The sequence below is a fragment of the Kribbella sp. NPDC000426 genome, from assembly GCF_040300265.1.
Lineage (GTDB): Bacteria > Actinomycetota > Actinomycetes > Propionibacteriales > Kribbellaceae > Kribbella.
Map to the genome: position 1 here is coordinate 1 of NZ_JBEPDK010000009.1, position 21,489 is coordinate 21,489.

The following is a 21,489-nucleotide window of genomic DNA, read 5'->3' on the forward strand; positions in this document are numbered from 1 at the left end:
GGGGGTGGGGGGGGCTCCACACGTCTCTCTTTTATTTTTTTTCCCGGGGGGGGGCCGCGCCCCCGCCCGCCGCCCCCCCCCCCCCCCCGCCGGCTCCCGCATGACCGAACGCATCGGTCTGCAACTCGAACCCGGCGCCGTAGACCATTGGACTGCCCCACGTCGGCTCGATGCCGCGCCGGATCTCCCGACGCCCGAGCTTGACGATCTCGGGCTCCAGGACGCCGTCCTCCAGGAGCGAGGCGTAGAACTTCGCCATGCCTCGCGCTGTCGCGTAGCCACCGACAGCGGCGAGCCCGGCGCTGCGATACTCCTCGCTGTTCCAGATCTTCTCCGAACCTGGGATCCACAGCGGGTTGGGCCGGTTGATCTCCGACCAGGGGCCGTCGACGAGCACTCCTTCCGGAGCCACCATCGTCGCCACTCGCCAGTGCAGCTCTTCGGGCAACCCGATCCACACCTCGAGCTCCAGCGGTACGGCGAACTCGTCCGCGAACAGCTGCCCGACTGTGCGGCCGTCGACCCGCCGTACCAGCTCGTCGAGAAGCCAGCCCCAGGTCACCGCGTGGTACATGAATGCGGCGCGCGGATCGGACGCCGGCGCCTGCGCGGCGAGGTGTGCCGCCATCGCGTCGTGGTCGAGCAGGTCGGCGTACCCGGCCTCCACCCACGGCAGGCGGGCCTGATGGGACAGCACCTCGGCGATCGTGATCCGATCCTTGCCCTCGGCACCGAACTCGGGCCAGTAGCGGCTCAACGGATCGTCCAACGACATCTGGCCGCGTTGCACCAGCAACAGGACGCAGGCGGTGGTGAGGCCCTTGGTGCCGGAGAACATCAGGTGGATCGTGTCGCGCTCCCACGCCCGGCCCGTCTCCGGGTCGGCCGTCCCGCCCCACAGGTCGACGACCAATTCACCTCGGTGGTACGCCGCGAACGCCGCACCGAGCTCACCGCGCTCCGAGAAGTTCCGGTCGAAAGCCTCGGCCACGTGCTCGAATCCCGCTGCTGTCCACATGACTTGATAGTACCGATCGTTCTCATCTTGGTCCAGCTCGGTAGGCTGGGGTCCGGAGGTGGTCGGACGATGCCGGTCAAGGCTGGAGAGCGGTTGGACCCCGAGGCGACGAAGGCCCGGATCCTGAAGGCGGCGGCGGACGTGTTCGGCCGGCGCGGGATCCACGCGACCGGGATCAACGAGATCGTCGAGGCCGCCGGCGCGTCCAAGCTGACCATCTACAAGAACTTCGGGTCCAAGGACGGCCTGGTCGAGGCGGTCCTTGCCGACCGCACCCAACGGGTCCGCGCCTGGCACAACGCGGCGGTCGAGCAGGCGCCGCCCGGCCGCGACCAGATCCTCGCCGTCTTCGACCTGGTCGCAAGCTGGTACGCCGAAGCCGGGTTCCGCGGCTGCGCGATGATGAACGCCGCCACCGAGGACCGCGGTCAGGACGGCGCGCCGCGGCGGTTGGCGCGAGAGCATCTCGCCTTCTATCGCGAGCTTTTCGAGCGCTTGCTGACGAATGCGGGGGCTCATGATCCGGCAAGGACGGCGCGGCAGCTGGTCGTCGTACTGGAAGGCGCGACGCTGATCAGCGCCGTCGACCAGGATCCGGGGCTCGGCGCGGAGGCGCGGGTCATCGTGGAGACACTCCTCGACTCGGCACTCTGAGAGCCACGAGCACACAGGCGACTCCTGCTCCGGCGGCCACGAGGAACGCTTGGCGATAGCCGGCCCACTCAGCGATCAGCCCGCCGAGCGGCCCCGCCACCATCACCCCGAGATCCCAGAACGACGTCATCACCCCCATCGAGCCCCCCGGCCTCGATCCGTCCACCCGATCCAGCGTCATCGAAACGCATGCCGGATAGACCAACGCCAACCCGACCCCCGCCAGCACCGTGAAGACAACCGCGGTTGCCGGTGTTAGCACGATGACCAACCCTGCCAGGGCAACGATCTCGAGCCCCACCGTCGCCACCACCACCGGTCGCCCACCGAACCGATCGACCAACGGGCTGCCCGCGAACCGCGTCACCAAGAACCCACCGGCAAACAACGCGAGCGCAACGCCGTCCACCCCGACGCCCGCATCCCGCAACCACAACACCAGCAACGCCGCGACCGTCCCATAACAGTAGGCCGCCAGTCCGATCGTTGCCCCCGGCAACCGCACTCCCGCCGGCAACAACCCCCGAACCCGCACCCCCGGCACCTCGACTTCAACCGACCTGGTGGTGAGCACGACCGCGGCCGACGCGAGTGACAGTCCTACGACGACCCACCAGACCTTGCCGCCGACCAGCGTCGCGATCACCGGTCCGGCGGCCAGCCCGCCCCACATCGACAGGCCGAACCAGCCGGCCAACCGCCCACGCTGCGCTACTCGCGCACCCGACAGCACCCACGGCAGCGCCGCGGAGAACAGCGCCGCCTCACCCGCACCCATTACCAGCCGCGCCACCATCAGCAGGATCAGATCCGGCGCAAGCAGTTGCCCGAGGCCCCCAATCGCCGCCAGCACTCCCCCGGTCAGGACGACCGGACGCGACCAGCCCGCATCCGCCAGCCGGCCCGCGAACGGCCGCCCGCACGCCGTCGCCAGGAACGCGATCCCGACTGCAGTGCCGCTGGAGAGTGCGCCGCCGCCGAGCTTCTCCGGCACGTACGACGGCAGCGCCTGCAACGTGGCACCGAACGCGAGATACCCGAACAGCACCGCCACCCACAACCGTCGTACCGGAACAGTCATGGGTGAGATGGTACCGCTTGTTATTATGTCTGTCGCGGGCGATCCAGGAGCACGACCTCACACGCATAGTGCTGCGAGGCCGTCATCTCGCCACGGAACCAGAGCAGCGGGACCCGCGCCGGATCGCCCGGCGCGACGATCGGCCGGAGATTGTCGGCAACGGAGTTCTCGGTCACCGGCGTCCACGTCGCCCCGGCGTCGTTCATCCGGGCATGGAAGATCTCGTGATGCTTCAGCGCCGCGCCGTCGCGCGGGTCGATCGGCGTCGACACGTAGAGCGAGTCGAGGTCGTACGGGTCGATCGCGACCAGGCCGGTGTAGTCGTTCTCGTGCACCAGCAGGCCGTGGCCGGCCTTCGCCAGTTGCTGGACCTGCCACGTTCCGCCGGGCGCCAGACGTGCATAGAAGAAGCGATGGTCCGGCACCGGATGCTGTCGCGCGAACGCATCCTCCGGCTTCTCGGGTACGTCGTGGCGAGCGAGCATCACCGCAGCGAGCGAACCGTCGTCGCCGCGGCGGATGTCGACGGTCCAGCAGTGCGTCATCGGCTCGCCGTCCCAGACCGAGTCGGCGGCGAGGACCTTGGTCAGCTCGACCTGCGACGGCGCGTCGGCGTCGAGCGCCTTGGCGTCCACCACGGTGCCGTCCGTTCGGTGCAGGGCGCCGCCTTCGAGATAACCGTGGTAGATCGAGTTGTTGTAGTCGCGCGGGTGATGGTCGGTCGTGATGAGGTCGACGCGCGTCGGCGTCGAGACGTAGCGGGTGTAGCCGTTGACGTATCCGACCTTCGGGCGGGTGAACAGTTTGCCGGCGTACTCCCAGGTGTCGCCCTCGTCGTCTGACAGCAGTGCGCACGGGTCGTCGTTCACCGCACGGGCGAAGCAGTAGAGGCGGCCGTCGAGCTCATGCAGGTTCGAGTACGTGACACCGCGGCCACCGGTGAACTCACCCCAGTCGAACGTCCGCTCCGGTCCCCATTTGCGCGGATCACCAGGCTCGCTGATCCGCCAGCGCGTCAGGTCATCGGTCTTGTGCTTCGTGTACACCGCCAGCCAACGCCCGTCGCGCCGCCGCCACAACGCCGGTACGTCGTGATCGTCGGCTTCGAACTGCTCATGCAGTACGACGATCTCGCTCTCACCTGACTGCAGCTCGACGACGGTCAGCTCGACGTTGCCGGCACGTCGGTCTCCGCCGGGACCCTCCGGCGCGGCAATCGAACCGGCGACCAGCAGGCCGCTCTCCGCGTCGACCAAGGCCCGCTCGTCCTGGAACCAGCACCAAGCACCGTTGTCATTGATCACTCGAGGCGCATCCATGGCCACCCAGTGTTCCATCGTCGAAGCGGTTTGGGTAAGCGCTTGCCCACATCCGGTCAGAAGTGTCCGCTGACCGTGCGACGATCGGCGTATGCCGATCGACCAGCATCTTCTGCTCGCGTTCCTACTGACGACGACCATCGCGATGATCACGCCTGGGCCGGACATGCTGTTCATCCTCGGGTGCGGGATGCGCAGCGGCCCCCGGGCCGGGTTGCTCGCGACGGCCGGGGTTGCGACGAGTGAGGCTGTGCATGTCGCGGTGGCGGCGGCCGGGTTGGCTGCGCTCTTCGCGGCCGTGCCGGTTGCGTTCACGGCGGTCCGGATCGTCGGTGCGGCGTACCTGATCTATCTCGGGGTGCAGATGATCCGGCACCGGAACGACGCCACCACCGACGAGCCGCCCGGCACGACCGGGGCGGCGATGTCGGGCCGGAAGGCTTACTTGACCGGACTGACCACGAACCTGCTGAACCCGAAGATGGTGACATTCACGATCGCGTTCCTGCCACAGTTCGTCGTGCCGGAGCACGGCCAAGTGTGGCTCCAGTTCGCAGTACTCGGCGCGATCCTGATCGTGCTGGAGTTCCTCGTCGACGGCACAGTCGGCCTACTGTCCGGACGAATCGGCAGCTGGCTCCGCTCCCGCCACATCGCCCGCCGCCGCATCGACACCGCAACAGGCGGAATCTTCATCGGCCTCGGCATCCGCCTCGCCTTACTCCGCTGACCCGCCCCACCGCACCAGCTCACCTCACGCCGGCGCAAGCAGGCGCCTCCTCTCCCCTGTTCTGAGGAGGCGCCTCTGACGCCGAGCCCGATCAGACCAGGCCGAAGCCGCCGGCCCAGGCGATCTTCTCGCCGATGGCGAGGGACAGCTGCAGGAAGCCGACCGCCTCGAGCTCACGAGCACGCTTCAGCGCGCCCGCGTCGACCGCCTTCAGGCCGCCTGCGGACACGATCCCCGCGAACTGCGCCTTGGCGTCGGCGTCGTCGCCGGCAATCAGAACGGTGGTCGGGACCTCACCCACCTGACCCGACGCGACCGTTGCCGCGAACGTGGTGTTGAAAGCCTTCAGAACCTTGGCGTCCGGCAACTTCTCGGCCAGCTCGGCCGCCGCCGACCCGTCCGCCGGCACGACCAGCGAGTCGAACGTCTCGAAGTTCAGCGGGTTGGTGATGTCGACGACGACCTTGCCGCTCAACTGGTCGGCGCGATCGGCGAGGACCTGGTCGATCGCCGGGTACGGCACCGCGAGGATCACGACGTCGCCCGTGACCGGCTTGTCCTTGTCGGTGGAGTCGAACAGCTCGAGGGTGTTGCCGCCCTTGGCGACGACCGACGAGATCGCCTGCCCCATGTTGCCGCTGCCGATGATGCTGACGTGCGTCATACTCTCGCTCCTTTTTGGTTGTACCTTCAACCATCACGATAGCGCAGAATAGTTGTAGCTACAACCATTAGACTGTTGTCGTGAGCACGCGCTGGCTGGACGACACTGAGATGACCGCATGGGTGCGGCTGGCCGCCGTACTCGAGCTGCTGCCCGGTGTCCTCGACTCCCAGCTCCGGCGCGACGCGGAGCTGACGCACTTCGAGTACTACGTGATGGCGATGCTGTCCGAGGCGCCGAAGCGCACCCTCCGGATGACCGCACTGGCACAGCGAACCAACGCGACCCTCCCCCGCCTGTCACATGTCGTGAAGCGGCTGGAGGACCGGGGCATCGTCGAGCGGTTCCCTTGTCCGGAGGACGCACGGGCGACGAATGCGCGGTTGACCGCCGAGGGCTGGAAGAAGATCCGCGCAACTGCGCCCGGCCACGTCGCAACAGTCCGTCAGCACGTCATCGACGTACTCACACCTGAACAGGTCGCGCAGCTCGCCGACATCACCGGCGCGATCCTCGAGTCGGTCGACCCGGAGGGCAAGCTCAGCGACGTGTACCGGCGCTGAGCTGCCGACCGGTCCCGGTGTCGTGTTGGATGCCGGTATGAATGATGCAGAGGCGGCGGTTGCGGCGGCGGAGGCCGGCGCTGCGGTGATCCGGGAGCGGTTCGGCGGTCAGTTGGAGCGGTACGCGAAGGTGGGGACCGACTTCGCGACCGAGGCCGACCTCGAATCCGAGCGCGCGATCATGGCGGTCATCCAGGGCGCCCGCCCGGACGACGCGGTCGTCGGCGAGGAGTACGGCGCCAGCGGTGAAGCGGACCGTACCTGGCTGGTCGACCCGCTCTGCGGAACGCTCAACTTCGCGGCCCAGAACCCGCTGTTCTCCGTGAACGTCGCACTCCGCAGCCCGACCGGCGACGTCGCCGCGGTGGCCCAGCCCCTCACCCACGAGATCTTCTGGACCGACGGCACGACGGTCTTCATCCGCCACGACGGCGCCGACCGTCCCGCCGTACCGTGCGCGTCCTCCCGCCTTGTGGACATCGACATCGACGGCACCGGACAGTTCCTCGGCGCCCAACTCCTGACCGACGAGAAGCTCCGCGCCGCGTTCGCCCTCCGCGTCTTCTCCACCACCCTCGCTCTGGCTTGGGTAGCGGTCGGCCGTCAAGCCGCGTACATCGCCGACAACGTCAGCCCGACCAGCGTCCACTTCACCGCCGGCACCATCCTCTGCCAAGCCGCCGGCCTCCCCATCACCAACTTCCACGGCGACCCCCTCCACACCACCCCCGGCCTACTTGCCGCCGCCTCCCCCGAAACCCACACCCAACTACTCACGCTCCTCGCCCCACACCTGTCCGAGTCGCACGCAGGCTGAGCACTCTTCCCATGTATCGCGGCGGGCTGCCGGTGCCTCCGTCTGTTTGAGGGGGAGGAACTTGTCATGAGCAACACACTCGGACCACATCGGAGGCGGGCCAGGACCGTACGGCGCTCGCACCGTCGGCTGATCGTCTCGATCAACATCGCCCAGGCCGTCATCGCGCTGCCGTGTCTCGTCGCGGCGTACGGGCTGGCCGAGCATCTCGTCGCAGCCCAAGAGGCCGTCGGACCGCACCAGGTCGCGAGCCGCTCGGTCCATTGGCCGGTCGACTTCGCGATCACGCTGAACATGAGCCTGCTCATCGTCGGCGCCGCGGCGGGCGCGGTCGGCAGTGTCATCCAGCAGAGCATGACGTTCGCGCGCACGACCGGTGCGAATCACCAGGTCGCGTGGTACATCATGCGTCCGCTCTGGTCCGCGCTGCTCGCCTCGGTCTCGGTGATCGCCGTCAACACCGGCCTGATCAGCATCGGCGACGAATCCACCTCCAGCGCCGGCGTAGCCGTCCTGGTCCTCACCGGCGCCCTAACCGGCCTCTTCACCGACCAGGCCCTGAACCGCCTCCGCCGAATCTTCAACCGCCAACCCCGCGCAGGCGCATGACCCGCAGTACCGCGGTCAGCAACCACCAACCCTGCGGCGCGTGACACGCAGTACGGCGGTCAGCATCGGGAGGGTGAACTCGCCGTCGGCGGTCTCAGGTCGGCTCGCGAGGTATGCGCGGATGCGGTTGAGCGTGGCGTCTCGTTCGTGGTCCGGCATCGCCAACATGCCCGCGCGGGTGGCGAGAGTCGCAACAAGCGAACCCGCCGTACGACGCTGTCCGTGCGGGAACTCGGCCTGCTCCGGCTCGCCGAACCCCGGAAACTGCAGACCGGCCGCCTCCACCCGCCAACTCGCAGGCGTATCACGCGGACCGATCGCCGCACTCCCACTCACCTGAGCCAGCCCGTCAACCCAATCGACGCTGTCGTCCACGACATTCCACAACCCGGCGAGCACACCACCTGGCGCAAGCACCCTGGCAATCTCCGGCCCAGCAACAGCCATGTCGAACCAGTGCATGGCATTCCCAGCCACTACGACATCAACCGACCCATCCGGCAGCGGTATCTCCTCAGCCCCACCCACGAACGCCCGTACTCCCGGCAGCCCGCGCCGCAACTCCCCCAACATCGCCGCATCAGGCTCAACCGCAACAACGTCGACCCCGAGTTCGACCAACGCCGCCGTCAACTTCCCCGTCCCAGCCCCCAGATCAAGCACCCGCCTCCCAGGCGCCCCCTCCAACACCCACCCCACCGCGTCCCCCGTATAACCCGGCCGATGCTCCGCATAAGCCCGAGCCACCACCCCAAACCCCGCCCCCAACCGCCCACCCTCATCCATCCCCCGACGTTACCCACCCCACACACTCCTCCGACGTCGTGACCCGCGGTCAACCGACATCCCAGCTCCTTGCGATGGTGGCACCAGGTACGTCGCCCGCACGCTCGCCGAGTCGTGGATTCCGGCTGATTTCAGCAACCCCTATCCACGACTCGAGGTTTCGCCCCCGAACCATTCACCACGACTCGCCGAACGACGGACGACACCCGGCCGATCGACTTCGACGGCTGCTCGATTTCGTGGTGGGCGGTGGGTGGGGGTTAGCGGAAGTCTCGGGATTTGGTTTTGGCGGCTAGGGGGAGGCGTTCCAGGTGTTCGGCGGAGAGGTTGGTTACTTCGCCGGCTCGTTCTACTCGGCCTCGGATGATGAGGGCGGCGGCGTTGCGGGCTATGGCGGCGTGGTGGTGCCAGCAGCCTACGGTGATGACGATGTTGGCCATGCCGGTCTCGTCCTCGAGGTTCATGAAGGTGACGCCGGAGGCGGTGGCCGGACGTTGGCGGTGGGTGACGACGCCGGCTACGCGGACGCGGGTGCCGTTGGGGGCTTCGCGGAGTTGGGCGGCGGACAGGATGCCTTCGGCGCGGAGTCGTTCGCGGACGCGTTCCATCGGGTGGCTGGTGGTGGTGATCGAGGTGGACCACAGGTCGGCCATGTCGGCTTCGATGTCGCTCATCCCGGGAAGCGTGGGCGGCGGACCGGCGGCGGTGATGCCGGCGAGTTGGCCGGGGCGCTCTTCGGCTGCGCGGCCGGCCTCCCACAATGCCTGTCGCCGGTCGAGCCCGAAGCAGTCGAACGCGCCGGCGGTCGCGAGCGCCTCGACCTGGGCCGCGGTGATCCCGGTACGCCGGACCAGGTCGGCCATCTCCGTGAACGGCCCGCCCCGGTCCCGCTCCTCGACGATCAGCTTTGCGCCCTTCTCCCCCACCGTGCGCACTTCGGCCAGCCCGAGCCGGACCGCGAAGGCCCCGTCGCGCCGATGCACAGTCGTGTCGAACGGCGCCTTCGGATCGAACGGACCCACCAACGGCTGCGGATCCGCCAGACAGCCCGGGGAACCCGTCGGCCCGTCCAGCTCCTGCCCGTCGACCAGCAGCTCGAGCCCTGCGTCGACGCCCGAGAGGTGCAGGTGCGGGCGGCGTACTTCGACGCCGTGGCGGCGGGCGTCGGCGACCAGGGACTGTGGTGAGTAGAAGCCCATCGGCTGGGCCCGGAGCAGCGCGGCCAGGAACGCGGCCGGGTAGTGCAGCCGCAGCCAGGTGCTGGAGTAGACGAGCAGGGCGAAGCTGATCGAGTGCGATTCGGCGAAACCGAAGTTCGCGAACGCTTCGATCTTCTCGTAGATCTCGTCGGCCAGGTCGCCGGTGATCCCATTGCCCGCCATCCCGGCGTACAGCTTGTCCTTCAGGGACGAGATCTTCTCGATGCCGCGTTTGGAACCCATCGCCCGGCGGAGCAGGTCGGCCTCGTCGCCGTCGATCTCGCCGACCGCCATCGCCATCTGCATCAGCTGCTCCTGGAACAGCGGCACGCCCATCGTCCGCTCCAGCACCGGTCGCAGCTTCGGGTGCAGGTAGGTGATCGGCTCCTCCCCGGTCCGGCGGCGGATGTACGGGTGGACGGCGCCGCCCTGGATCGGGCCGGGGCGGATCAGCGCGATCTCGGTGACGAGGTCGTAGAACCGTCGCGGTTTCAGCCGCGGCAGCGTCGCCATCTGTGCGCGGGACTCGACCTGGAACACGCCGACCGAGTCCGCCCGGCACAGCTGGTCGTAGACGCCGGCCTCCTCCCGCGGGATCGTGTGCAGCTCCCACGATTCGCCGATCTGCTCGCGGACCGTGTCCAGGCAGTACTGCAGTGCGGCGAGCATGCCGAGCCCGAGCAGGTCGAACTTCACCAGCCCCATCCACGCGCAGTCGTCCTTGTCCCATTGCAGGACGGTCCGTTTCTCCATCCGGGCGTGCTCGATCGGCACCACCTCGCCGACCGGGCGCTCGGTCAGCACCATCCCGCCGGAGTGGATCCCGAGATGCCGCGGGAACTTCAGCAGCTCCGTCGCCATCGCCACCACCTGCGGCGGGATGTCGTGCTCGGTCGAGGTGATCTCCGGGCTCCAGCCGTCCACCTGTTTCGACCAGGCGTCCTGCTGACCGACGGAGTACCCCAGGGCCTTCGCCATGTCGCGGACGGCGGACTTCGGGCGGTAGGAGATCACGTTCGCCACCTGGGCGGCGTTGTGCCGGCCGTACTTGGAATAGACGTGCTGGATCACCTCCTCCCGCCGGCCGGAGTCGAAGTCGACGTCGATGTCCGGCTCCTCGGCCCGGGTGGTGGCCAGGAACCGCTCGAACGGCAGGTTGTAGAGGATGCTGTCCACCGCGGTGATGCCGAGCGCGTAGCAGACCGCCGAGTTCGCCGCCGAGCCGCGGCCCTGGCAGAGGATCCCGTTGTCGTGCGCGAACCGGACGATGTCCTCGACGATCAGGAAGTACCCCGGGAAGCCCTTCTCCTCGATGACGTCGAGCTCCCGCTCCAGCCGCTCGTAGGCATCGGGCCGCTGCGCACGGGTCCCGTACCGCCGGGCGGCGCCGGCGAACGTCAGCTCCCGCAGCCACGACATCGGATCATGACCATCGGGTACGTCGCGCAGCGGCAACTTCGGCTTCGCCCGCGCGAGGTCGAACGCGAGCTGGTCGGCCAGCGTCACCGAGCGCGCCACGGCCCCGTCGTACCGCCGGAAGCGGGCGGCCATCTCCTCACCCGAACGCAGGAACGCCATCCCGCTCGGCGGCAGCCAGCCGTCCATCGAGTCCAGGTCGCGCCGGGCCCGCACTGCTGCCAACGCCCCGGCGAGCTTGTGCTGCGCGGGCGTCGCGTAGTGAACGTTGTTTGTGGCAACGACCGGCAGACCGCGGTCGGCGGCGAGATCGGCGAGGATCCGGTTCCGCGTGGTGTCTGCGGGCAGGTGATGGTCGATCAGCTCGACGACGACGCGGTCCCTGCCGAACAACGCGGTCAGCCGGTCGAGCTCGCGGCCCGCGGCGGCCGGGCCGTCGGCGTGCCCGCCGAGCTCCAGCGCCTGCCGGACCAGGCCCTTGCGGCAGCCGGTCAGGATCAGCCACTCGTCCTGGCCCGCGGCAGCCAGCTCCTCCAGGTCGTAGACCGGCTTCCCCTTCTCGCCGCCGGCGAGCTGCGCCTCGGTGATCGCCCCGGCCAGCTTGTGGTATCCGTCCTGTCCCTCCGCCAGCACCAGCAGGTGACTGCCCTCGGGGTCGGCCACGCCGTTCTGCGGGCCGGTCAGCCCCAGCGACAACTCAGCTCCGAAAACAGTCGGCATCGAGTACGCCGCCGCGGCCTCGGCGAACCGGGCCGCGCCGTAGAACCCGTCGTGATCGGTCAGCGCCAGCGCATGCAGCCCCTGACGGACCGCGGCCTCGACCAGGTCCTCCGGCTGGGAAGCGCCGTCCAGGAAGGAGAAGTTCGAGTGGGCGTGGAGCTCGGCATACGGCACGGCGTGCTCGGGGCGGCGCACGGCATCCGCGACATACGGCCCGCGATGTTGTGACCACGCCGGGCTGTCGCCGCCGTCGCCCGTCACCGGCCGGCCGCCGTGGCTGCCCGGGCGAGAGCGGTCCGACAGCTTGCGCTCCAACTCCGACCACTTGATCGGCGGGTTGTTGTAACCCATCGCTCCCACCTCCCATCAGGATCAAGACTAGAACATATGTTCGACAGGACGCAAAATGAGTGGCCGCCAGGACAAGGGGCTTGGTAACTTGCTCTGGTCCGTGACACAACGCCCGGAGGTGATGCCCCCATGAACGCTGCACAGCAATGGGTGCTCCCCCTGTCGTGGTCACGGGCGGGCGACTGACACAGGTGTCAGCCGGGAGCGCCACGACAGGCTCCCGAAGGGAAACACCTATGAACACTGTGACGCTCTCGCGTGTCGCGGATAATCAGTGGCACGCCATCGAGAACGATCTGGTCGTCGGCCGCGGGCATGCCGCACGGCGGCTCGACGGCAGGACGTTTCTGAGTATCGACACCTGGCGCGACGCGGTCTTCGACCGGCTCGCCGCCGCGATGCTGGCCGATCAGTCGGCACCGCAGTACACCGTGGTCGACGAGACCGATCGCGAGCTCACGGCCAACTGGGAACGTGCCGGATTCGCCCGTGCGCGGCGCGAGTCGGAGTTCGTCGTACCCACTGAGGTCACGCCGGTGGAGGCGCCGGCCGGAGTGATCATCACGACGGCGTCCGAGGCTCCGCTGCGTGAGCTCGACCGCGCGATCCGTGCGGAGGTGGAGGCGACCGTCGGCTGGCAGACGATGCCCGCGGAGGTGCTGCCCTGGCAGGGCGGTGCGAGACCGCTCGACCCGTCGACGTGCACGATCGCGACCAAGGACGGTCGGTACGTCGGTATGGTCCGGGTCGCGACCAGGACCCGGCGACCGCGGATCGGGCTGGTCGCCGTACTGACCGCTGAGCGGCGGCACGGCATTGCCCGCGCCTTGCTGACGCAAACCCTCAGCGGGCTGCATCACGCCGGCTTCGAAGCGGCCACGGCGGAGGTCGACGAGACCAATGCGGCCGCACTGGCGTTGTTCGAAGGGCTCGGCGCCGAACGCACCGGCGGCAGTGTCGAACTGATCAACGAGAGGGCCTGATCATGCCTAGAGCAACAGGCGGCATCGAGATCGAGGGCACTGTCGTCGAGTGCCTCCGCAACGCCAACTTCCGGGTCGAACTCACCAACGGCCACAAGGTGCTGGCGCACATCAGCGGCAAGATCCGCAAGAACTACATCAAGATCCTCCCCGAGGATCGCGTCCTGGTCGAACTCAGCCCGTACGACCTCGACCGGGGCCGCATCATCTTCCGCTACCGCAACTGACGGAGCACTCTGCGCTCGGCATCCCCGAGCCGCCGGGCGCAGAGTGCCGTGGGGTCACCGTGAGGGCGCGAGACTCCCCCACGCCGGGTAGTTCAGCGGGTCATCGGTCGCGACCACGATATGCAGGTTGCGGCCGTCGGCGTCCATGACGCAGATCCGGTCGATCGCGGCTGCTACTTCGTAACAGCCGACCAGGAACTTACGGCCGTCCGGCGACCATCTCGGCTTGAACAACTCGAAGTGCTCGTCCTGACGCCGGATCACCCGCAGACCTGTCCCGTCCGGGTGGACCTTCAGTACGGCGGGGCTCGGGGCGAGCGGATCGATGTTGTAGCTGATCCACCGGCCGTCGGGAGACCAGTCGGGATGCTCCAAGCCGGCGGTCGGCGGCACGACCCGGCGAACCCCGGACCCGTCCGTTCTCACGACGTACACCGCTTCCAACTGCGCGCCCTGCGCGTCCACTCCGGTGATCCGCCCGAACGCGATCCAGCGGCCGTCCGGCGACCACTTCGGGTCGCCCTGGATCCCCCGGCCGGAGGTGAGCTGACGGACGTGGCGACCGTCGGGATCCATCGTGGCGATGTGTACGCCGGTGTCGTCGACGAAGTCGAACGCGATCCGCCGGCCGTCGGGCGACCAGTCCGACATGAAGCTGGGGATCCATGTAAACCGCTTCTGATGGGTCCCGTGCGGTGTGGACTAGACCCGTCAAGGCTGGAGCGGGATGTATCACAGAGGTTCCGTGTCGCCAAGACTAGAACATGTGTTCGAGTCCGGGATAATCTGAAAACATGCTTGGTCGGTTCACGGTTCGCCCGTCCGACGACGGATCTGACAGGTTCGGCGTCTGGGACGGTGCGGTCAACGGGTGGCGTGCGACAGGAATCGACGACGAGGAGAGTGCCCACGAACTGGCCTCCGATCTCGACGTCCAGTACGACGCGCACGGTCCACGTGCGGCCGACAAGGTCCGGCGCGTGGACCCGGCGCAGCCGGTTCAGCGGGCCGCCTGGGCGACCGGTGAGCTGGACGTGTGGATCAACGACAACGGCGAGTGGCTCGGCCGCGTCCGGGACAAGGACGGCCATGTCACCTGGGTCCCGGGCAAGGACCTGAGACCGCTCTGACGAGCTACTTCACGTAGCTGATCGGCGTCACCGCCGGCGCCTCCGGCAGCGGCTCGGACAGGTAGTGCCCGCGGATCCCGTTGATGTAGTGCCGGCTGCGGTTCGTCAGGCCGTCCGGCGTCTGCATCCGGCCCTTGGTCACCAGAATGCCCAGGTCCGCGCCCTTGAACCGGTAGTCGCCCGGTCCGTAGACGCGCAGGAAGAACGCCTCGTCCTCGTGCGTGACGTCGTGCCAGTCGTTGGCCGCACCCGCGAACACCAGGGCGCCGTCCTCGGTCAGGTGCCAGGTGCCGGTGCGGGGCGCCTCGATGATCCGCTCGACCCGGTCGGTCGGCTCCTTCATGATCAACTGCGCCCACACGTCCACCGCGGCCAGGTCGCGCCAGCGCTCGTTGATCTCCGCGACGTCGATCGTGTAGTCGGCCTCCATGAACTCGAGCAGGTGGAACAGGAACAGCGGTACGTCGGCGTACGCGCCGGCGGTCACATTCGTCATCGACGATGCGCCGGAGATCCGCGGGTTCAGCTCCCCGAGGTAGACCTCGTCGGTGGCCAGATCCACCAATACGTCGATCTCGAGGAAGCCGAGGTACCCCTCGACCGCGAGCCGGTCCCCCAGCCGCCGGACGTGCTCGATCGCCAGCGCCCGCTGCTCCAGGGTCAGCGCCTCCGGGAACAGGTCGTTCCCGCACCAGCCGCCCTTGTACGGCGTGAGCTCCGGGTAGCCGGTGAGGTCGGTCATGAACGGCCCGACGATCGTGCCGTGCCGGGTGATGCAGGCCTCGACCGCGGCCGCCTTGTTGTCGATCCGCTTCATCACCTTCAACTGCTCGCCGATGATGTCGGCGGCATGTTTCTCCCAGTCCTTCTTGCGGGCCAGGAAGAACGTCGTCTTGCCGGAGTCGCCGTACGGCGTCTGCACGACGAGGTCACGCCCGAGCCCGGCCGAGGCCGCCAGCTCCTTCAACGATTTCCACGACGACGCGGTGCCGATCACGTTCGGCACCGACGGCGCGCCGGCCTCGTTGCCGAGCTGGGTGGTGACGATCTTCGAGTCGAGCCGGCGCCGCAGTTCGTCCGACGGCAGGATCAGCCGGTAGCCGAGCTCGCGGCAGATCTCCTCGGTCTCTTCGTCGAAGAACACCATCACGATCATCGGCGTCCCGCCGCGTTTGCGCAGGTACGCCTGCACCTCGGGATCGCGGAGCAGGTAGTTGTTGATCTCCTCGCCGGACTCGAACTCGACGTACGGCCGCTCCTTCGGCGCGAACACCCGCGGATGCGCGCCGTCCCAGGAGTCGTAGTAGACGACGTACTGGAAGTTCCGCACCCAGCGGTCGATGCCGAGCAGGTTGAACGCGGTCGGCCCGAAGAAGTAGATCGGCTGGGTGTTGGTCCGGAAGAACGTGCGGATCTCGGCGATACCGTTCAGCTTCTGGTTCATCGCCCCCACCTCCCCTGAGATCAGTAAAGGCGACAAACCGCGCGCTGTCATTGCGTCAGAGGATCGAGCTGCGCGGCCGCGGTGCGATCGCGTCGAACGTGCGCAGCGTGTCCTGCAGGTACGCCGGATGCTGGGCGTCGGGCCAGCTCGACAGCTTCACGCACACGGTCCGGGTCCGCCGACCGACGTACAGCATCTGACCGTGGATCCCCAAGCAGAGCAGGACATTTCCGGACGGCCCGGCCCGGAACCAGAACTGGTTGCGGTACCACCCGCCGGGGAACGACGACGCCGCCGGTGACGCCAGGAAGTCGGTGCGCGTGGCTGCGTCCACCGCCCACGCCCGACGCAACCACTTCGGCGCGTCCAGCAGGAACAACCCGAAACGCGCCACATCCAGAGCTGTCGCCGCCAGCCCGCCGTCATGCACAGCTGTGCCCCGCGCGTCGGTCAGGAACTCCGCATCATGCTCCGCACCCATCGGCGCCCACACCAGCTCCGACACCAGCTGAGCCATCGATGTCTCACCTGCGCGCTCACAGACCCATCCGAGTACGTCGGACTCCGCCGACCGGTACAGAAACCGGCTGCCGTGTGGCGCCTCCGCCTCCAGCTCGGTCAGGAACTCGTACAGCGGATGCTTGTCCGCCAGCCACTGATCCAGCCGCCGTACGTCGGACTCCGGGTCGCTGTAGTCCTCCACGAACCGTACGCCGCTACGCATGTCCAGCACATGCCGCACCGTCGCACCGGCGTATCCGCTGCCGGCCAACTCCGGGACGTACGACGTGACCAAGGCGTCCAACGAAAGCCGGCCGTGTGAGACCAGGATCGCCGCCACACAGCCGACGACCGACTTGGCGATCGAGAACAGCGCCTGCGGCTGGTCGAGCACCCCGCCCGAGGCCAGCACCACTCCGTCGTGGGCGATGACGAAGGCATCGGTATGCGTGTCCGCGAGCGCCGGCAACCCCTCAGTCGGACGTGCCGGAAGCACCCGCACCGGACCGTCCCCGCGGGAGACACGCTGGGTCGGCAGTGTGCCCGGCCAGAGCATGGTGCGATCGTAGTCGCATGGCGACCACCGACGACCGGATGACCGGCTTCCCGCCGTCGGACGAGACACTCGTCGATCTGTCCGGCTGGCAGGATGCACCGAACGTCCGCTGGGCCTTCCGGCACATGCGCGAACTGATGCCGACACACGTGATCCCTGGTGACCCGGAGTACGTGCGTCCGCTCCTGTCCGCACTCGACCCGTCCGTCTGCACGACACCCGTCAACCGTCTCGACGGCAGTACGGCGACCGCCGACGACGTCTGGGCCGACACCTGGACCGACGCCCTCCTCGTCCTGCACAACGGCACCATCGTCGACGAGCAGTACCTGTCCGGCATGACACCGCACACTCCGCACCTGCTGATGTCGGTGAGCAAGTCGATCGTCGGCTGCGTCGCGGGCATCCTCGTACAGCGCGGCGTCATCGACCCAGAGGCTCCGGTGGCGAAGTACGTGCCCGAGGTGGAGGGCACCGGGTACGGCGGTGCGACCGTCCGGAACGTGCTGGACATGCGGACCGGCGTGGCCTTCCGGGAGACCTACCAGGCCGCCGACGCCGAGGTACGCGTGATGGAGCGCTCGATGGGCTGGCGGCCTCCGCAGGAAGGCGATCCGGTCGGCACGTACAACTACCTGACCACTCTGGGTACGGCGTCCGAACACGGCGGCCAGTTCACGTACCGGTCCGCCGACACCGACCTGCTCGGCTGGGTGTGCGAGCGCGCGACCGGGACACGGATGGCCGACCTGGTCTCGCGGCTGGTCTGGATCCCGATGGGCGCCGAGAGCTCCGCGGACATCACCTGTGACCCGGTCGGTACGGCGGTCCACGATGGCGGCATCTCCGCGGTCGCACGGGACGTCGCCCGCTTCGGGCAGCTGCTCCTCGACGGGCACATCGTCCCGCCCGGCTGGCTCGACGACGCGTGGCACCCGCCCGCCGACGTACGCGGCGCGTTCGCGGGCACGGACAACGAGCCCGTCCTCCCGGGCGGCTGGTACCGCAACCAGTTCTGGTTCGTGCCCAACCATCGTGGCACAGCCCTTGTCTGCTTGGGGATTCACGGTCAGATGGTCTACGTCCACCGCGAGACCCGGACCGTCGGCGTGAAGCTGTCGAGCTGGCCGGACCCGCAGAACACGTCGTACCTGATCGACACGCTGCGCACGTTCGGAGCGATCGGCGCGGCCCTGGACGGCTGATTGTTCGGGTGCGAAACTCCGAAGATGAGCCGCTACGGTCAGCAGTTCGGCCCGGACTTCACGTTCCTCGGCGTCCCGGTCTGCGATCTCGACGACCCGGCGTCGTACGCGGACGCCCAGGTGGTGATCCTCGGCGCGCCCTTCGACGGCGGTACGTCGCACCGCCCAGGGGCCCGCTTCGGCCCGATGGCGATCCGGATGCGCGACTACCTCGGCCACGACGGCTCCCGGCCGAGCCTGGCGTTGCGTACCGACGGCCTGGTCGACCTGAACGTGGTCGACGCCGGCGACGTGGAGATGTACTCCGGTGACATCGAGGTCGCGCTGCCCGCGCTCGAGGCGGCCGTCGAGAAGGTGACCCGCTCGGGCGCGATCCCGATCGTGCTCGGCGGCGACCACTCGATCGCGTTCCCGGACGCGAAGGGCGTCGCGAACGTGCTCGGCCACGGCCGGGTGTCGATGCTGCACTTCGACGCACACGCCGACACCGGCGACATCGAGTTCGGCTCGTTGTGGGGCCATGGGCAACCGATGCGCCGGCTGATCGAGTCCGGCGCGCTGCGCGGCGACAGGTTCCTGCAGATCGGCCTGCGCGGTTACTGGCCGCCACCGGACACGCTCGACTGGATGGCGCAGCAGAACATGCGCTCCTACGAGATGACCGAGATCGTGCACCGCGGGCTGGACGAGTGCCTGACCGAGGCGTTCACGATCGCCACCGACGAGTGCGACGGCGTGTTCCTGTCGGTCGACATCGACGTCTGCGACCCCGGCCACGCGCCCGGCACCGGCACCCCGGAGCCCGGCGGTCTGTCCGCGCGGCAGTTGCTCGACGCCGTCCGGCGGATCTGCCTCGAACTGCCCGTTGCCGGGATGGACGTGGTCGAGGTCAGCCCGCCGTACGACCACGCCGACATCACCGCCGCGCTGGCCAATCGCGTCGTCCTGGAGGCGGTGTCGGCGATCGCCCGCAAGCGCCAGGACGAACGGGACGGGACCCGGTGGGATCCCGCGCAGCCTTTGTTAGGTGACCGACCAAAGTCGGTCTGACCTGTTCCCAGCACCGGTAGCCGAGTGCCACACTCCGAAGAGGATGGCAGGTGGCGGGGACGGGCGGGCACCTCCATCGAGGGGAGGCATCATGGCGATGACCGTGCAGCAACTGTTCCGTCGCAAACCGGTTCCGGAGATGTCGCAGGAGACCGGTTCCGACACCGGCAAGAGCGAGCTGGTCCGGACGATCGGGCTGTTCCAGCTGTCCATGTTCGGTATCGGCGCCACCATCGGCACCGGTATCTTCTTCGTTCTCGCACAGGCGGTGCCGGTCGCCGGGCCGGCAGTGATCTGGTCGTTCGTGATCGCGGGTGTGGTCGCCGGACTGACCGCGATCTGCTACGCCGAGCTGGCCAGTGCGGTCCCGGTGTCGGGTTCGTCGTACTCCTACGCCTACGCGACGCTGGGTGAGCTGCCCGCGATCGGCGTGGCCGCGTGTCTGCTGCTGGAGTACGGCGTGTCGGCCGCCGCGGTCGCGGTCGGCTGGTCGCAGTACCTGAACGAGTTGTTCGACAACATCTTCGGCTTCACGATTCCGGACAAGATCTCGCAGGCGCCCGAGCAGGGCGGGATATTCAACCTGCCCGCGATCATCCTGGTCGGGCTGTGCACGCTGCTGCTGATCCGCGGCGCGAGCGAGTCGGCCAAGACCAACGCCGTCATGGTGTGTATCAAGATCGGCGTCCTGCTGCTGTTCGTCGTGCTCGGGCTGAAGGGCTGGAACTCCAACAACCTGTCGGACTTCGCGCCGTTCGGTATCACCGGAATCACCTCGGCGGCCGGCATCATCTTCTTCTCCTACATCGGACTGGACGCCGTGTCGACCGCCGGTGAGGAAGTCAAGAACCCGCGGCGAACGATGCCGCTGGCAATCTTGATCGCGCTCGTCACGGTCACCGGACTCTACATCCTGGTCACGCTGGTCGCGGTCGCGGCCCAGCCGGCGGACCAGTTCCAGGACCAGGAGGCCGGGCTGTCGGCGATCCTGGAGAAGGTGACCGGATCGTCCTGGCCGGCCACAGTCCTGGCCGCGGGCGCGGTGATCTCGATCTTCAGCGTCACGCTGATCGTGATCTACGGGCAGACCCGCATCCTGTTCGCGATGGCCCGCGACGGCATGATCCCGGAGCTGTTCCACCGGGTGAACCCGCGTACGCACACCCCGGTGCCGAACACGCTGATCGTCGCCGTGCTGATCGCGCTGCTGGCCGGGCTGATCCCGATCAACTTCCTCGCCGAGATGACCAGCATCGGCACGCTGGTCGCCTTCCTGGTGGTCTCGATCGGCGTGATGGTCCTGCGCCGCACGCACCCCGAACTGCCACGTGGCTTCAAGGTTCCGGGCTATCCGGTCACGCCGATCCTGTCGATCGCGGGCTGTCTCTGGATCATCAAGGACCTGCGGGTGGTGACGATCCTGGTCTTCCTGATCTGGCTCGCGGTGGCGTTGATCTGGTACTTCGCATACGGCTTCAAACACTCGCATCTCGGCAGGCACGAGCACGTCGGACTGATCCACGACGAGGACGGACCGCAGCCATGACGATGATCGTCGGCTACGCCTCGGACGAGCGCGGGAAGGCGGCCCTGCACCTCGCGGGCATGCTGGCCCGGTCGGCAGGCGACGACCTGATCGTGTGCAGCGTCGTGCCCGCGCCGTGGGTGCCTGGGATGGCGCGGGTGGACGCGGAGTACCAGGACTTCCTGACGCAGAGCGCGGACCAGGCGCTGGAGCGGGCCCGGAGCTTCCTGCCGGCCGACGTCCCCGCGACGTACGTCCGGCACAGCGCCCGGTCGGCGCCGGCCGGACTGCTAGAGATGGCCGAGCAGAACGACGCCCGGCTGATCGTGCTCGGCTCGTCGTCGGCCGGCGTGTTCGGGCATATCGCGCTGGGCAGCGTCACCGACCGGCTGCTGCACAGTTCGCACGTCTCGCTCGCGCTGGCCACCCGCGGCTTCCGCTGCCCCGGGGACCGCAAGGTGTCCCGGGTGACGGCGGCCTTCGGCGGCACCGAGACCGCCGAGGACCTGGTCCTGGCGGCCGCCTCCGTCAGCGCCGACGTCAACGCATCGTTGCGGATAGCAACGTTCGCGGTCTGGGCCCGGCCGGCCTACACGACCAGGCTGGGCACCGACTCCGAGGACCTGGTGATGCAGGAGTGGCGGTCCGAGCTCGACAAGACGGTGAACGCCACGCTCGCGCAGGTGCAGGACCTGCCCGAGCATCCACGCACCGTCGAGACCGTGATCGGGTCCGGTACGACATGGTCGGAGGCGATCGACGAGATCGGTTGGGAGGCAGGCGACGTCCTGGTGGTCGGATCGAGCGAGCTCGGACCGGTCGCCCGGGTCTTCCTGGGGTCGCGGGCCACGAAGATCCTGCGGCACTCCCCTGTCCCGGTGCTGGTGATCCCCCGCCGCCGCGCAGAGGAACTGGCCGAACAAGCTGCAGAGGACTGAACC

At 68.3% G+C, this 21,489-nt stretch carries 21 protein-coding genes; 12 read left to right on the forward strand and 9 right to left on the reverse strand.

Translation table 11 applies throughout. From position 1 onward, the window contains the following. Positions 1–31: 31 nt before the first annotated feature. Positions 32–1,018 (reverse strand): serine hydrolase domain-containing protein, encoded by a 987-nt coding sequence (locus tag ABT313_RS37085; protein WP_350863851.1) that lies wholly within the window; start codon positions 1,016–1,018, stop codon positions 32–34. Between the two features lie 69 nt (positions 1,019–1,087). Here ABT313_RS37085 and ABT313_RS37090 point away from each other — a divergent pair, with 69 nt between their 5' ends. Then, positions 1,088–1,672 (forward strand): TetR/AcrR family transcriptional regulator, encoded by a 585-nt coding sequence (locus tag ABT313_RS37090; protein ID WP_350863854.1) that lies wholly within the window; start codon positions 1,088–1,090, stop codon positions 1,670–1,672. Here ABT313_RS37090 and ABT313_RS37095 read toward each other — a convergent pair. Further along, complete coding sequence (locus ABT313_RS37095) at positions 1,638–2,753, reverse strand: MFS transporter (protein WP_350863857.1); 1,116 nt, start codon at positions 2,751–2,753, stop codon at positions 1,638–1,640. The genes ABT313_RS37090 and ABT313_RS37095 overlap by 35 nt on opposite strands. Before the next feature lie 23 nt (positions 2,754–2,776). Continuing rightward, positions 2,777–4,072 (reverse strand): BNR-4 repeat-containing protein, encoded by a 1,296-nt coding sequence (locus tag ABT313_RS37100; protein ID WP_350863860.1) that lies wholly within the window; start codon positions 4,070–4,072, stop codon positions 2,777–2,779. Between the two features lie 91 nt (positions 4,073–4,163). Here ABT313_RS37100 and ABT313_RS37105 point away from each other — a divergent pair, with 91 nt between their 5' ends. Next, complete coding sequence (locus ABT313_RS37105) at positions 4,164–4,802, forward strand: LysE family translocator (protein WP_350863863.1); 639 nt, start codon at positions 4,164–4,166, stop codon at positions 4,800–4,802. A 91-nt stretch (positions 4,803–4,893) separates the two neighbouring features. On the opposite strand, the gene ABT313_RS37110 is transcribed toward ABT313_RS37105, so the two are convergent. Continuing rightward, a complete protein-coding gene (locus ABT313_RS37110; RefSeq protein ID WP_350863866.1) occupies positions 4,894–5,466 on the reverse strand; it encodes an NADPH-dependent F420 reductase in 573 nt (190 codons plus the stop codon). Between the two features lie 80 nt (positions 5,467–5,546). On the opposite strand from ABT313_RS37110, the gene ABT313_RS37115 reads away from it, so the two are divergent. The 3 genes from ABT313_RS37115 to ABT313_RS37125 all read left to right on the forward strand — a co-directional run bounded on the left by ABT313_RS37115 (position 5,547) and on the right by ABT313_RS37125 (position 7,455). Beyond that, positions 5,547–6,029: a MarR family winged helix-turn-helix transcriptional regulator gene (locus ABT313_RS37115; protein WP_350863869.1), complete on the forward strand. Its 483-nt coding sequence runs from the start codon at positions 5,547–5,549 to the stop codon at positions 6,027–6,029. 37 nt (positions 6,030–6,066) lie between these two features. Beyond that, positions 6,067–6,846, forward strand: a complete 780-nt coding sequence (locus ABT313_RS37120; protein ID WP_350863872.1) for an inositol monophosphatase family protein — start codon at positions 6,067–6,069, stop codon at positions 6,844–6,846. 66 nt (positions 6,847–6,912) lie between these two features. Beyond that, the gene (locus ABT313_RS37125) at positions 6,913–7,455 is read left to right on the forward strand and encodes a hypothetical protein (RefSeq protein ID WP_350863875.1); all 543 of its coding nucleotides are present in this window, start codon (positions 6,913–6,915) and stop codon (positions 7,453–7,455) included. A 15-nt stretch (positions 7,456–7,470) separates the two neighbouring features. Here ABT313_RS37125 and ABT313_RS37130 read toward each other — a convergent pair whose 3' ends face one another. Continuing rightward, positions 7,471–8,241 carry a class I SAM-dependent methyltransferase gene (locus ABT313_RS37130; RefSeq protein WP_350863878.1) on the reverse strand — a complete coding sequence of 257 codons (771 nt, stop codon included), beginning with the start codon at positions 8,239–8,241 and terminating at the stop codon, positions 7,471–7,473. A gap of 260 nt (positions 8,242–8,501) precedes the next feature. After that, positions 8,502–11,927: an error-prone DNA polymerase gene (locus tag ABT313_RS37135; RefSeq protein WP_350863881.1), complete on the reverse strand. Its 3,426-nt coding sequence runs from the start codon at positions 11,925–11,927 to the stop codon at positions 8,502–8,504. A 236-nt stretch (positions 11,928–12,163) separates the two neighbouring features. On the opposite strand from ABT313_RS37135, the gene ABT313_RS37140 reads away from it, so the two are divergent. Together ABT313_RS37140 and infA are read left to right on the forward strand one after the other, a co-directional pair. After that, complete coding sequence (locus ABT313_RS37140) at positions 12,164–12,910, forward strand: GNAT family N-acetyltransferase (RefSeq protein ID WP_350863884.1); 747 nt, start codon at positions 12,164–12,166, stop codon at positions 12,908–12,910. Positions 12,911–12,912: 2 nt separating this feature from the next. Then, positions 12,913–13,137: a translation initiation factor IF-1 gene (gene infA, locus ABT313_RS37145; protein ID WP_350863887.1), complete on the forward strand. Its 225-nt coding sequence runs from the start codon at positions 12,913–12,915 to the stop codon at positions 13,135–13,137. Positions 13,138–13,191: 54 nt separating this feature from the next. Here the strand turns inward: infA and ABT313_RS37150 are convergent, their stop codons facing one another. Next, positions 13,192–13,788 (reverse strand): TolB family protein, encoded by a 597-nt coding sequence (locus ABT313_RS37150; protein WP_350863890.1) that lies wholly within the window; start codon positions 13,786–13,788, stop codon positions 13,192–13,194. Between the two features lie 143 nt (positions 13,789–13,931). Here ABT313_RS37150 and ABT313_RS37155 point away from each other — a divergent pair, with 143 nt between their 5' ends. Continuing rightward, the gene (locus ABT313_RS37155) at positions 13,932–14,267 is read left to right on the forward strand and encodes a hypothetical protein (protein WP_350863893.1); all 336 of its coding nucleotides are present in this window, start codon (positions 13,932–13,934) and stop codon (positions 14,265–14,267) included. A 4-nt stretch (positions 14,268–14,271) separates the two neighbouring features. On the opposite strand, the gene ABT313_RS37160 is transcribed toward ABT313_RS37155, so the two are convergent. Beyond that, positions 14,272–15,711: a biotin carboxylase gene (locus tag ABT313_RS37160; RefSeq protein ID WP_350863897.1), complete on the reverse strand. Its 1,440-nt coding sequence runs from the start codon at positions 15,709–15,711 to the stop codon at positions 14,272–14,274. A 55-nt stretch (positions 15,712–15,766) separates the two neighbouring features. Next, positions 15,767–16,768, reverse strand: a complete 1,002-nt coding sequence (locus ABT313_RS37165) for a serine hydrolase domain-containing protein (protein WP_350863900.1) — start codon at positions 16,766–16,768, stop codon at positions 15,767–15,769. A gap of 17 nt (positions 16,769–16,785) precedes the next feature. Between ABT313_RS37165 and ABT313_RS37170 the strand changes: the two genes are divergently transcribed. From ABT313_RS37170 to ABT313_RS37185, 4 genes are all read left to right on the forward strand, one after another. Continuing rightward, positions 16,786–17,973, forward strand: a complete 1,188-nt coding sequence (locus tag ABT313_RS37170) for a serine hydrolase domain-containing protein (RefSeq protein WP_350863903.1) — start codon at positions 16,786–16,788, stop codon at positions 17,971–17,973. A 24-nt stretch (positions 17,974–17,997) separates the two neighbouring features. Beyond that, the gene (gene speB / locus ABT313_RS37175; RefSeq protein WP_350863906.1) at positions 17,998–19,023 is read left to right on the forward strand and encodes an agmatinase; all 1,026 of its coding nucleotides are present in this window, start codon (positions 17,998–18,000) and stop codon (positions 19,021–19,023) included. A gap of 91 nt (positions 19,024–19,114) precedes the next feature. Further along, positions 19,115–20,569 (forward strand): amino acid permease, encoded by a 1,455-nt coding sequence (locus tag ABT313_RS37180; protein WP_350863908.1) that lies wholly within the window; start codon positions 19,115–19,117, stop codon positions 20,567–20,569. Then, positions 20,566–21,486, forward strand: a complete 921-nt coding sequence (locus ABT313_RS37185) for a universal stress protein (protein WP_350863910.1) — start codon at positions 20,566–20,568, stop codon at positions 21,484–21,486. The genes ABT313_RS37180 and ABT313_RS37185 overlap by 4 nt, the downstream gene beginning before the upstream one ends. Positions 21,487–21,489 lie beyond the last annotated feature (3 nt).

Excerpts from the sequence above, each read along its gene's own strand:
- ABT313_RS37085 (WP_350863851.1), bottom strand. The coding sequence starts at position 1,018 with ATGTGGACAGCAGCGGGATTCGAGCACGTGGCCGAGGCTTTCGACCGG.
- ABT313_RS37090 (WP_350863854.1), top strand. The coding sequence starts at position 1,088 with ATGCCGGTCAAGGCTGGAGAGCGGTTGGACCCCGAGGCGACGAAGGCC.
- ABT313_RS37095 (WP_350863857.1), bottom strand. The coding sequence starts at position 2,753 with ATGACTGTTCCGGTACGACGGTTGTGGGTGGCGGTGCTGTTCGGGTAT.
- ABT313_RS37100 (WP_350863860.1), bottom strand. The coding sequence starts at position 4,072 with ATGGATGCGCCTCGAGTGATCAATGACAACGGTGCTTGGTGCTGGTTC.
- ABT313_RS37105 (WP_350863863.1), top strand. The coding sequence starts at position 4,164 with ATGCCGATCGACCAGCATCTTCTGCTCGCGTTCCTACTGACGACGACC.
- ABT313_RS37110 (WP_350863866.1), bottom strand. The coding sequence starts at position 5,466 with ATGACGCACGTCAGCATCATCGGCAGCGGCAACATGGGGCAGGCGATC.
- ABT313_RS37120 (WP_350863872.1), top strand. The coding sequence starts at position 6,067 with ATGAATGATGCAGAGGCGGCGGTTGCGGCGGCGGAGGCCGGCGCTGCG.
- ABT313_RS37125 (WP_350863875.1), top strand. The coding sequence starts at position 6,913 with ATGAGCAACACACTCGGACCACATCGGAGGCGGGCCAGGACCGTACGG.
- ABT313_RS37130 (WP_350863878.1), bottom strand. The coding sequence starts at position 8,241 with ATGGATGAGGGTGGGCGGTTGGGGGCGGGGTTTGGGGTGGTGGCTCGG.
- ABT313_RS37135 (WP_350863881.1), bottom strand. The coding sequence starts at position 11,927 with ATGGGTTACAACAACCCGCCGATCAAGTGGTCGGAGTTGGAGCGCAAG.
- ABT313_RS37140 (WP_350863884.1), top strand. The coding sequence starts at position 12,164 with ATGAACACTGTGACGCTCTCGCGTGTCGCGGATAATCAGTGGCACGCC.
- infA (WP_350863887.1), top strand. The coding sequence starts at position 12,913 with ATGCCTAGAGCAACAGGCGGCATCGAGATCGAGGGCACTGTCGTCGAG.
- ABT313_RS37150 (WP_350863890.1), bottom strand. The coding sequence starts at position 13,788 with ATGTCGGACTGGTCGCCCGACGGCCGGCGGATCGCGTTCGACTTCGTC.
- ABT313_RS37155 (WP_350863893.1), top strand. The coding sequence starts at position 13,932 with ATGCTTGGTCGGTTCACGGTTCGCCCGTCCGACGACGGATCTGACAGG.
- ABT313_RS37160 (WP_350863897.1), bottom strand. The coding sequence starts at position 15,711 with ATGAACCAGAAGCTGAACGGTATCGCCGAGATCCGCACGTTCTTCCGG.
- ABT313_RS37165 (WP_350863900.1), bottom strand. The coding sequence starts at position 16,768 with ATGCTCTGGCCGGGCACACTGCCGACCCAGCGTGTCTCCCGCGGGGAC.
- ABT313_RS37170 (WP_350863903.1), top strand. The coding sequence starts at position 16,786 with ATGGCGACCACCGACGACCGGATGACCGGCTTCCCGCCGTCGGACGAG.
- speB (WP_350863906.1), top strand. The coding sequence starts at position 17,998 with ATGAGCCGCTACGGTCAGCAGTTCGGCCCGGACTTCACGTTCCTCGGC.
- ABT313_RS37180 (WP_350863908.1), top strand. The coding sequence starts at position 19,115 with ATGGCGATGACCGTGCAGCAACTGTTCCGTCGCAAACCGGTTCCGGAG.
- ABT313_RS37185 (WP_350863910.1), top strand. The coding sequence starts at position 20,566 with ATGACGATGATCGTCGGCTACGCCTCGGACGAGCGCGGGAAGGCGGCC.